This window comes from Microbacterium sp. LjRoot45 (assembly GCF_964253325.1).
Classification (GTDB): domain Bacteria; phylum Actinomycetota; class Actinomycetes; order Actinomycetales; family Microbacteriaceae; genus Microbacterium.
Window position 1 is genome coordinate 3,066,129 of the sequence record NZ_CAXUQM020000001.1, and the last position, 9,606, is coordinate 3,075,734.

General features: G+C 69.5%; 11 protein-coding genes. 6 read left to right on the forward strand and 5 right to left on the reverse strand.

Annotation, left to right across the window (positions count from 1 at the left end):
• Positions 1-99: 99 nt before the first annotated feature.
• Positions 100-399 (forward strand): helix-turn-helix domain-containing protein, encoded by a 300-nt coding sequence (locus ACSQ18_RS14510; protein ID WP_436038116.1) that lies wholly within the window; start codon positions 100-102, stop codon positions 397-399.
• A gap of 276 nt (positions 400-675) precedes the next feature.
• On the opposite strand, the gene ACSQ18_RS14515 is transcribed toward ACSQ18_RS14510, so the two are convergent.
• The 3 genes from ACSQ18_RS14515 to ACSQ18_RS14525 form a co-directional block, all read right to left on the reverse strand.
• Entirely contained in the window at positions 676-1,446 is a 771-nt protein-coding gene (locus ACSQ18_RS14515) for a GntR family transcriptional regulator (protein ID WP_436038117.1), read from the reverse strand.
• 147 nt (positions 1,447-1,593) lie between these two features.
• A complete protein-coding gene (locus tag ACSQ18_RS14520) occupies positions 1,594-2,910 on the reverse strand; it encodes an Nramp family divalent metal transporter (RefSeq protein ID WP_436038118.1) in 1,317 nt (438 codons plus the stop codon).
• Between the two features lie 90 nt (positions 2,911-3,000).
• Positions 3,001-3,936, reverse strand: coding sequence for a dihydrodipicolinate synthase family protein (locus ACSQ18_RS14525; protein WP_436038120.1), 936 nt, complete (start codon positions 3,934-3,936; stop codon positions 3,001-3,003).
• Between the two features lie 159 nt (positions 3,937-4,095).
• On the opposite strand from ACSQ18_RS14525, the gene ACSQ18_RS14530 reads away from it, so the two are divergent.
• Positions 4,096-5,124: a LacI family DNA-binding transcriptional regulator gene (locus ACSQ18_RS14530; RefSeq protein ID WP_436038121.1), complete on the forward strand. Its 1,029-nt coding sequence runs from the start codon at positions 4,096-4,098 to the stop codon at positions 5,122-5,124.
• 13 nt (positions 5,125-5,137) lie between these two features.
• Here ACSQ18_RS14530 and ACSQ18_RS14535 read toward each other — a convergent pair whose 3' ends face one another.
• Positions 5,138-6,013: a zinc-ribbon domain-containing protein gene (locus ACSQ18_RS14535; RefSeq protein WP_436038122.1), complete on the reverse strand. Its 876-nt coding sequence runs from the start codon at positions 6,011-6,013 to the stop codon at positions 5,138-5,140.
• A 93-nt stretch (positions 6,014-6,106) separates the two neighbouring features.
• On the opposite strand from ACSQ18_RS14535, the gene ACSQ18_RS14540 reads away from it, so the two are divergent.
• From ACSQ18_RS14540 to ACSQ18_RS14550, 3 genes are all read left to right on the forward strand, one after another.
• Positions 6,107-6,613, forward strand: coding sequence for a glutathione peroxidase (locus ACSQ18_RS14540; protein ID WP_301038522.1), 507 nt, complete (start codon positions 6,107-6,109; stop codon positions 6,611-6,613).
• Positions 6,610-7,083: a MarR family winged helix-turn-helix transcriptional regulator gene (locus ACSQ18_RS14545; protein ID WP_436038123.1), complete on the forward strand. Its 474-nt coding sequence runs from the start codon at positions 6,610-6,612 to the stop codon at positions 7,081-7,083. Before ACSQ18_RS14540 ends, ACSQ18_RS14545 begins: the two co-directional genes overlap by 4 nt.
• A 75-nt stretch (positions 7,084-7,158) precedes the next feature.
• The gene (locus ACSQ18_RS14550) at positions 7,159-7,767 is read left to right on the forward strand and encodes a dihydrofolate reductase family protein (RefSeq protein ID WP_436038125.1); all 609 of its coding nucleotides are present in this window, start codon (positions 7,159-7,161) and stop codon (positions 7,765-7,767) included.
• A gap of 7 nt (positions 7,768-7,774) precedes the next feature.
• Here ACSQ18_RS14550 and ACSQ18_RS14555 read toward each other — a convergent pair whose 3' ends face one another.
• Positions 7,775-8,329 carry a TetR family transcriptional regulator gene (locus tag ACSQ18_RS14555; RefSeq protein WP_436038127.1) on the reverse strand — a complete coding sequence of 185 codons (555 nt, stop codon included), beginning with the start codon at positions 8,327-8,329 and terminating at the stop codon, positions 7,775-7,777.
• A gap of 134 nt (positions 8,330-8,463) precedes the next feature.
• Here ACSQ18_RS14555 and ACSQ18_RS14560 point away from each other — a divergent pair, with 134 nt between their 5' ends.
• A complete protein-coding gene (locus ACSQ18_RS14560; RefSeq protein ID WP_436038129.1) occupies positions 8,464-9,489 on the forward strand; it encodes an SDR family NAD(P)-dependent oxidoreductase in 1,026 nt (341 codons plus the stop codon).
• Positions 9,490-9,606 lie beyond the last annotated feature (117 nt).

The following is a 9,606-nucleotide window of genomic DNA, read 5'->3' on the forward strand; positions in this document are numbered from 1 at the left end:
GGATTCAGAACTAGGGACGAAAGCCATCGCCCTCAATGGTTAGAGCGAGGCTGTGGATAACTTCACCGCACTCGATGATCACAGCCATACATTCGGGGGGTGACTAGGCCACGTTCTTCCGCGTCAGCTCGGCTTGGACACCGAGTGCGTTCGCTTCGTGAGCAGCAGGGCGCTTCCCGGAGCGCTTTAGCGAACCGAGCAGATATGGACGCCGCCCACCTCGCGAAGATCGAACAGGGCAAGGGCAATCCGACGCTACACCTGCTGGTCCAGATCGCGACCGCGCTGAATACCCAGGTAGAGCAACTGGTTCGGGGGCTGTCGGCCGCTGACCTTCCGCACACCGTAAAGCCGTACTCCGAAGAAGACTACTCAAGGTCGCTACGGGGGCGGGGCTAAGAGCCGACGCGTCTTTGGTGCTCGGCTCGGTGTGCGATGCCTCCACGCGGCTTCAACGAGTTAACTGTCCATCGACCTAGTTCGCTGTACCGGCACGAGAAATCGGCAGAATTGGGCCGGGGAACCTGGTCTTCTGCACTCCGCGCGCGCTATCCGTTGATACCGGCGAGCTGATCGAGGATCTGCTGAAAGGTGCTTTCGCCTCGGGGCCAGTCGCCCCACAAGACGTCGTACTGGTGGGCGACGCCACCCCGCGCTGCGCGGCCGGGCGCGATCTCAGTGCTCGCCGACGACGGTGCGCACGATGAGGCGGGTGAGCTCCGGGCGGAACAGATCGATGGATGCCTCGACGGGAGTGCCGTCGTCGCGGCGGCTCACCCGACGCAACGCCAGAACCGGTGCCCAGGGCTTCAGGTCGAGGAGAGTAGCGACCTGACGGGATGCCTCCACCACCTCCACCTGCTCCTCGGCGGTCGCGACGGTCACCCCGTACTGCGCGGCCAGGAGTGCGTAGAGCGACCCGATCGGACTGTGGTCGAGGAGGTCGGGGAACAGCTCCGCGTCGAGGAACATGCGCTCGAGCGACAGTGGCTGCCCGTCGGCCAGCCGCAGACGCAGGAGCGACACGACCGGTGCCCCCTCGCGCAGCCGAAGGGCCGCCGCGATGCCCGGCGACGCCGGCTCGATCGACTCCGACAGTACGCGCGTGGTGGCTTCGAACCCCTGCTCGGCGAGCATCTGCGGGATGCCCTTGATGGCGTTGAGATCGCGTTCGAGCTTGCGTTCGTGCGCGTCGAACAGCGTCGGCGAGACGGGAGCGGCGTCGGTGACCGCCGTGATGAACGCCCCGCCGCCACGCCCGGGCGAGCGAACGACCGCTCCCTCGCTTTCGAGGATCTCCAGCGCCCGGCGCACCATGTTGCGGGAGACCCCCAGCCGGTCGGCGAGGCCGCGTTCGGCGGGCAGCTTCTCTAGGCCCTGGGTGACGGCGACATCGACCATGCCGCGCAGCGCCTCGACGGCTCGGACCAGTTCGGGCGTCAGCATCGCGGCATCCCCCTCCCCGTCTCACCCGCTCCCTGGGAGTAGACGGTAGGCGGTCGGCGTTTCACGCGTGTTTCTGCCCGCGGGGAGGCCGCGGCGCGCGGACGCCCCCCGGTGGTAGCCGGGGGGCGTCCGTCGGGGCGCCGGGGGTCAGCCGCCGACGAGACTCACGATGAGGCGCACCGAGAGCGCGACGACCGTGACGAGGCCCAGGACGCCGAAGGCGTTCTGCCACCAGCGGTTCCGCAGCTGGCCCATGAGCTTGCGGTCGTTGGCCATGATCAGGATGAGGGCGGCGAGGATCGGAGCGAACAGTACCGTCAGCGCCTGCGCGATGATGATCAGCTCCACCGGCGACGATCCGGCGAACACGATCGTCACCGTGAGGCCGAAGGCGAGAATGAAGGCGCTGCCGAGCCGCGCGGTGCGGGTGTCGGCCGATGCGCCCTTCCCGAGAGCATCGGAGAGCATCGTTCCGCCGGCGATGCAGTTCGGGATCATGGAGGAGAACGCGGAGCCGAAGAATCCGAGCGCGAAGATCCACGCCCCGACAGGGCCGGCGATCGGCTCGAAGATCTTCGCGAGTCCACCGAACGCTCCTGGAGCGTCGGTGCCGGTCGAGTTGAGAACGGCGGCAGCCACGACGATCACGAGCGCCGTCATGATGCCGGGCGCGATGATGCCGGGAATCGTGTCGACCATCGTGATGTCGCGGTAGTCGGTCTCGGTGCGGCGGCGCGCCTTGGTGCCGTACGACGTGTAGAAAGCCGCGTTGATCGAGAAGTTCGTGCCGACGAGGCCGATGATCAGCAGCCACGCCCCATCCGGGACAACGGGGATGAGGCCCGCGCCGGCCGCAGCCCAGTCGGGGTTCGACACGAATGCCGACACGATGAAGCTGACCGCCATGAGCGCGACGATCACGATGAGAACCTTCTCTACGATTCCGTAGATTCCCTTGAGCAGCAGGATCGAGGCCACGGCGACCGTGCAGATGACGGTCCACATGACCGGCGACGTGCCAGGGATGAGCATCGACAGGCCGACGCCGGAGCCGACGGCGTTTCCGACCGAAAAGCACAGGGTGATGAGGAAGACGCCGACACCGGCGACGACGCCGACCCATCCGCCCAGGCGCTCCTTGATCGAGGAGATCAGCGAGACGGGAGTGCGGATGCCGAGGCGCACGCTCATGTCGGTGAGGAAGATCATGAGGATCGTCGACACGATGATCACCCAGATGAGCGCGTATCCGTACAGGGCACCGGCGTTCATCGCCGTGGTCAGGTTGCCGGGCCCGAACTGCCAGGCGCCCGCGACGAATGCGGGCCCGATCAGCGCGAGCTGGCGCCAGAGGGTGCGGCGGGTCTTCCGTGACTCGACGATGTTGCGCACCGTCTCAGTATCGATGCGGCCGTGGCCGGTGCCCGGTGTTGCCGGCGGCCGTGAGGCGACGTGTTCGTTCATGCGTGTTGCTCTCCTTCGAGGAGGGCGGCCACTGGCCGCTCGGTCTTCATTGACGACGAGGGGTTGTCGCATGATGCGACGAGGAGGAGGTCAGGCCGAGACGGTGACCGGTGCGAGTTCAGCCGAGCGGAACGCCGCGGCGATCTCCGCCGACGCCCCGTCGGGCAGTGGCAGCAGAGGCGTGCGCACCGTCGCGTGACTCAGGATGCCGCGGTTGACGAGACCCCACTTGAGCGCCACCGTCCCCTCCATGTGCGAGCCACGGTGGTAGACGGCCTTTGTGACGGGGAACAGCTTCTCGTGGATCGCGTGGGCGGCGGCGTAGTCCTTCGCCTTGCCGGCGGCGATGAGGTCGACGAGCGCTTCGGGTGCGATGTTGCCGTAGCCGACGAGCAGACCGTCGACGTCGAACATCGTGGGCAGCAGGTACTCGTCGTGGCACGAGAGGATCTGGAGCTCCGGGTAGGCCGCACGCAGCGCGGGGATCTCGGTGTACCACCGCTTCATGTTGCGCACGCCGTTCTTGGTGTGGTTCACGCCCTCCTGCCCGGCGATCTCCAGCTGCGTATCCAGGTCGTACGTCGCCTTGGTGTTGTCGGGGTACTGGAAGAGGATCTCCTCGAGGCCCGATTCCTCCCAGATCGCGCGGTAACGGGTCTGCGGGGCGCCCGGCTGGAAGCCGAAGCGGAGCCAGCCGTGCGAGGGGTAGACGAGCGCGCCGACGGCCCCGGCATCCGCGGCGGCCTTCGCCTCGAGCGCGGCGGTCTTGTTCCCCTCCTTGGTGATGCCGGCGATGATCGGCAGCCGTCCCTCCACCGAGTCGCGGAAGGCGCGGATGACGTCGAGCTGCTCCGGCTCGGTGAGGAAGGTGCCCTCACCGGCGTGGCCCAGGACGACGAGGCTCTTCACGCCGTCGATGGAGCCGAGCCAGGAGCCGAGGCGCTGAATGGCGGCGAAGTCGACATCGCCGTCCTCGGTGAAGGGGGTGACAGGGGCGGGGTTCAGGCCGCGGAGGTCGAGGACCATGATGTTCTCCTTGCGTTTCACGTCGGTGTAGAAACGTTCACAATAACGATTGCAGGAACGTTTGCAGAAATGAGTATGCGCCGACCTCGCGCGCGATGTCAAGAGTGGGTCTGCAAACGTTCCCAAGACGCCTAGACTCGGCAGGAACGAGGAGGACCGATGGCCGAACGGCAGACCGTCACGCTGCGCGACGTCGCCGATGCTGCGGGCGTCAGCATCTCGACGGTGAGTCGAGTGCTCGACGAGCGCATGCCCTCTTCGCGCACGGCGACGGCGCAGAAGGTGCGCGACACCGCCGACCGCCTCGGCTACCGCCGCAACATGTACGCGTCGAGTCTGCGTCGCGGCGCAACGGCGACGATCGGTGTGCTCGTGCCGCGCCTCACGGATGCCGTGATGGCGCTCATGTTCGAAGCGATCGAGCGCACGGCGCGACGCCAGGGCTACTTCGCCGTCGTCGCCACCTGCGGCGATGACCCCGCCGAGGAGCGCCGCGCCACCGAGACACTCCTAGACCGCGGACTCGACGGGCTGATCCTGGCAACCGCGCGGCTCGACGACGACCTCCCCGCCTCCCTCCGCTCTCGCGGCATCCCGCACGTCCTGGTGCTGCGAACCGATCGCGTGAGCCCGTCGTCTCTCGGCGACGACGAAGCCGGCGGGTACCTGGCGGTACGGCACCTCATCGACCTCGGGCATCGCGAGATCGCCCTCGTCAACGGGCCGCGCTTCACGTCCACGGGCGTCGACCGCCACGCCGGCGCGCTCCGCGCTCTCGGCGAGGCAGGTCTGACGGTGCCCGACGAGCGCATCGTCTGGGCCGGCTACGGCGTCGACCACGGGGTGGAGGCCGGCCGACAACTCCTGGTCGACTCGGAGAAGCGCCCGACGGCGGTCTTCGCCGCGAACGACAACCTCGCGATCGGAGTGGTGAGCGCGGCGCTCTCGCTCGGCATCCGGGTGGCCCGCGATCTGTCGGTCGTCGGCTACAACGACATCCCGCTCGCATCGCGACTGCCCACTCCCATGACGAGCGTCCACACCCCGTTCGACCAGATCGCGGCCACCGCCATCGAGCTCCTCCTCGACGGCGCCGAGACCCCCTCGTCCCGCCGCGCGCTCCCCACCCTCATCCCGCGAGCGTCGACCGCGCGCCCCGGCCAGCCCCGCGGAACCACACCGCACTGACCTCGTTTAAGGGTCACACCAGGTAGGCGTCGACCATCAGCGGCCCGCGGATGTCGCGCAGCACGTCGATGAGCCTCCCGAGAGCGCGCGCATTCCAGGCGCCGAGCTGCAGGTCGTGCGGGCCCAGCGGTTCGAGACGGCCGGTGCGCAGTCGCACCACTTCCCATCCCGCGCTCCGGAGTGCACGGTCCTTCCTCCGGTCGGCGTCCTCGCGGCGGCCGACGTGCTCCAGGCCGTGCCTGCCGATCGTGTCGTACTCGATCGCGATCCGCAGTTCCGGAAGCAGGAGATCCGGCCATACCTCCAGGTGCGTGAAGAACGGACGAGCGACGCGGACGGCGTTGCGGCCCGGCGTCACCGCGACCCGCCCGAAGAGGTCGGCACGCAGGCGGTCTTCGACAGCGGATGCCGGTGCCGGAGCGCACTCGGAGACGAACGGCTCCCCGACCGGGAGCGCGGGCGTCTTGTCGCAGAGGCGCACGGCACGCTTCGGACGCCGGGCGCGCAGAAGGCTCGCCTCGGTGACGAGGGGAGCCTCCGGGGCGGGGACGGCATCCCTCATCGGGAGCGCGACGACCCGGCGCGGATTCGCCCGTTCGGCGCACTCCGGGCACCACGCGCTGCGGCGTCGCTCCCGCCCCGGCCGGGCCCGCTGCTCTTCGGGGGTGGCGGCGAAACGGTGGCCCGCGTCGCACTCCCACAGCAGCAGCACGTCGGCCGCCGGGGGGATCTGCGTGAGGGTGATGCCCGCGTTGAGTTCGGGGTGGTACTGACGGATGAGGGCGGGATACGCCGCCCACGCCTCGCGATAGGTGCCGACGGCGTAGGGCTCGGCTACCCCCTTCGACCACTGTCGACGCGCCCACCACGCCTCGACCCGCTCCGCCATGAACCCGAGGGTAGGAGCGGCTACCGACATGCCGGCCCGCGGCATCCGAGGATTTATCTTGCATCCCCACTATTTGCGCGCGAGACTAAAGGTATGGAACTCCAGGACATCCCCGTCACCACCCTCCGCGGCGAACACACGACCTTCGGCGAGCTCACCGCCGGCCGCGCCGCCCTCGTCGTCAACGTCGCCTCCCGCTGCGGGCTCGCCCCCCAGTACGAGACGCTCGAAGCGCTCCACAAGAAGTACGCCGACCGCGGCTTCACGGTGATCGGCTTCCCCAGCAACCAGTTCCTGCAGGAGCTCGGCTCCGAGGAGAAGATCGCCGAGTACTGCTCGGCCACCTGGGGCGTGACGTTCCCGATGTCGGAGAAGGTCAAGCTCAACGGGAAGAAGGCCCACCCGCTCTACCAGGCGCTCACCACGGTGCCCGGCGCCGACGGCAAGGCCGGCGGCATCAGCTGGAACTTCGAGAAGTTCGTCATCAGCCCCACCGGCGACGTCGCGCGCTTCTCACCGCGGACGCTGCCCGACGACCCCGCCGTCATCGCCGCGATCGAGGCGGCCCTGCCCTCGGCGGGCGACGCCGGCGACGCGTGACCGGCGATCCCGCGCCGGCGCTCGCGATCGAGCGGTCGCTGTGCCTGTCGCTGTACGCCGCCGCGAACGCGACCGTGCAGCTGTACCGCGACCTGCTCGCCCCCTGGGGGATCAGCTACCCGCAGATGCTCGTGCTCGCGGTGCTCGCCGAAGAGCCGCGCACGACGCCGGGACGCATCGCCGAGGTGCTGATGCTGGATGCCAGCAGCGTCGCCGGCCTGTTGGGACGGCTGGAGGCGGCAGGCCTCGTGACCCGCGAGATCGACCCCGCCGATCGTCGGCGGATCGTCGTGACCGCCACCGACCGGGCTCAGGAGATCGCCGGTCATCACGACTGGCTGGAGCGGTGCATCGCCGACGCGATCGGGCTCGATCCCGACGCGGCGGCGGACCTCACGGCATCCCTCGGCCGGCTGCGCGCGTCGATGCTCGACTTCGACCGCGACGCCGCCGTCGCCGCCCTCGGCTGAGGTACCGGCGGTCACCCCTCGAGCCGTGTCGGCAGCGTGCGGTACCGTGCGAGCGAACCGACGAAAGGCGCGAGGATGCCGGATACCACCTGTCACGTGTCGATGTCGCTCGACGGCTTCATCGCCGGGCCGGAGCAGTCGCTCGAGCAGCCGCTCGGCGCGCGGGGCATGGAGCTGCACCGCTGGCACCTCGGCGATCCGCGGGCGACGGCGGCGGATGCCGAGGCGTCCGCCTGGCTGGGCCGACCGCGCGGCGCGTACGTCATGGGCCGGAACATGTTCGGCCCCGTGCGCGGCGAGTGGAGCGAGGACTGGCGGGGATGGTGGGGCGACGAGCCGCCCTACCACGCACCCGTCTTCGTGCTCACGCACCATCCGCACGAGCCGATCGAGATGGCCGGCGGCACGACTTTCCACTTCGTGACGGCGGGGTTCGACGCGGCGTACTCGCGCGCCGTCGAGGCGGCGGGCGACCGCGGCGTCGCCATCGCCGGCGGCGCGTCGACCGTGCGACAGGCCCTCGCCGCCGGAGTGGTCGACGAGCTCACCCTCGACATCGCGCCGGTGCTGCTGGGGTCGGGCGAGCGCATCTTCGACGACGACGCGACCTTCGACTTCGAGCCCGTCGAGGTGCTGCACTCCCCGCTCGCCACGCACGTGAAGTACCGGCGGATCGGGCGCTGAGTCTGCGCTACGCCGCCGGGTCGGGGGTGATGAGGCGCTGGAGTGCGGGCGCGTAGTGGGCGATGACGTCGGCGCGATCGGTGCGCGACAGGTTCTCGTCCTCGACGATCCACAGCGCGTACATGAGTCCGCCGACCATGGCGGCGACGAGCCGAGCGCGCAGTTCCGCGTGTGGTCCGGGGAGCACCTCGACCAGCGGCGCGACGAAGTTCTCCTCGTGCGCAGCGCTCAGGGCCGAGCCGATGCGACCGGCGTCGCTGCCGCGGATGAGCTCGAGGTACACCGACCGCAGCCGGTCGTCGGCATCCAGCACGTACTCGACGATCCGAGTGCCGAGGGTGTCCCAGGGTTCGTCGAAGCGCAGCGCGTCGCCCGGTAGTACCTGCATGGTGTGCAGGAACAGCTGCTCCTTCGAGCCGTAGTGACGGATCACCATGGCGGGATCGGCGCCGGCTTCCCGAGCGATCCTGCGGACGGAGGTGGCGGCGTAGCCGTCCGTCGCGAACAGGGATGCCGCGGCATCCGCGATCGCTTCCCGGGTCTTGCCCTTCGCACCGCCCATGACCACCTCCTCCCCCGAGTATGCCAACTCGGCCGACCCGCATCGCACACAAGTCAACAGTGTTGACATTGCGTTTTTCACGGCCGAGAATCGAGGACACCCGGCACCGGTGCCGGCACCCGAGAGGAACGACCATGGCCGACAAGCCCCTGACCGCGAAGAGTTCGATCGGCGACTGGCTGAAGCATCCCGTCGGCGGCCCGCTGCTGCGCGACCTGCTGGCCCAGGGCGGTCAGACCGAGAAGGCCCTCGCGCCCGTCCGCCTGCTGTCGCTGCAGCGCCTGGTCAGCATGAGCAAGGGTCAGTTGCCCCAGGAGGTCATCGACGACATGGTTCGGCGCGCCAACGGCGGCACCGCCCCCGTCGAGAGCGACGACACCGAAGACGACGACGACGCCGTGTGGCGCGAGCAGATCACCCCCGGCCGGTTCGACGGTCGCACCGTCATCGTCACCGGCGCCGGCTCGGGGATCGGCCGCGCCACGGCGACGCGCATCGTCCGCGAGGGCGGCCGCGTCGTCGCCGTCGACGTCTCGGCGTCCCGCCTCGAGGAGCTCGCCGCGGAACACGGCGACGAGCACATCGTCGCGGTGACGGCCGACATCACGGATGCCGACGGCGTCGCCGCCATCGTGGCCGCCGCCGGCCCCCGCATCGACGGGCTCGCGAACATCGCCGGGATCATGGACGACATGAGCCCGCTGCACGAGGTGAGCGACGCGATCTGGGAGCGCGTGTTCGCCGTCAACGTCGACGGCATGTTCCGGCTCAGCCGCGCCGTACTGCCGGTGATGCTCGCGGCGGGAACGGGCGCGATCGTCAACGTGGCCTCCGAGGCGGGACTCCGCGGCTCGGCCGCCGGTGCCGCCTACACCGCGTCGAAGCACGCCGTCGTCGGCCTCACGCGCAGCGCCGCGTTCATGTACGCACCCCGCGGCATCCGCATCAACGCCGTCGCTCCCGGGCCTGTCGCGACCAACATCGCCGGCCCCGACATGTCGGGCGAGTACCAGCAGCGGATCGCCGCGGCGATGGCCATGCTCCCGCCGATCGCCGAGCCCGAACAGCTCGCGGCATCGATCACGTTCCTGCTGAGCGACGACGGCACCAACGTCAACGGCGTGATCCTCCCGTCGGACGGCGGCTGGTCGGCGGTCTAGGACCGCACCCGACGACCGGCGGCACGGTGGATGCCGCCGGTGGTGACTTGCGCGCGTGGCGACATGCGCTAGCATCTTGGGAAATCGATTGCGCACACGTGATGCGCAGCGCACGAC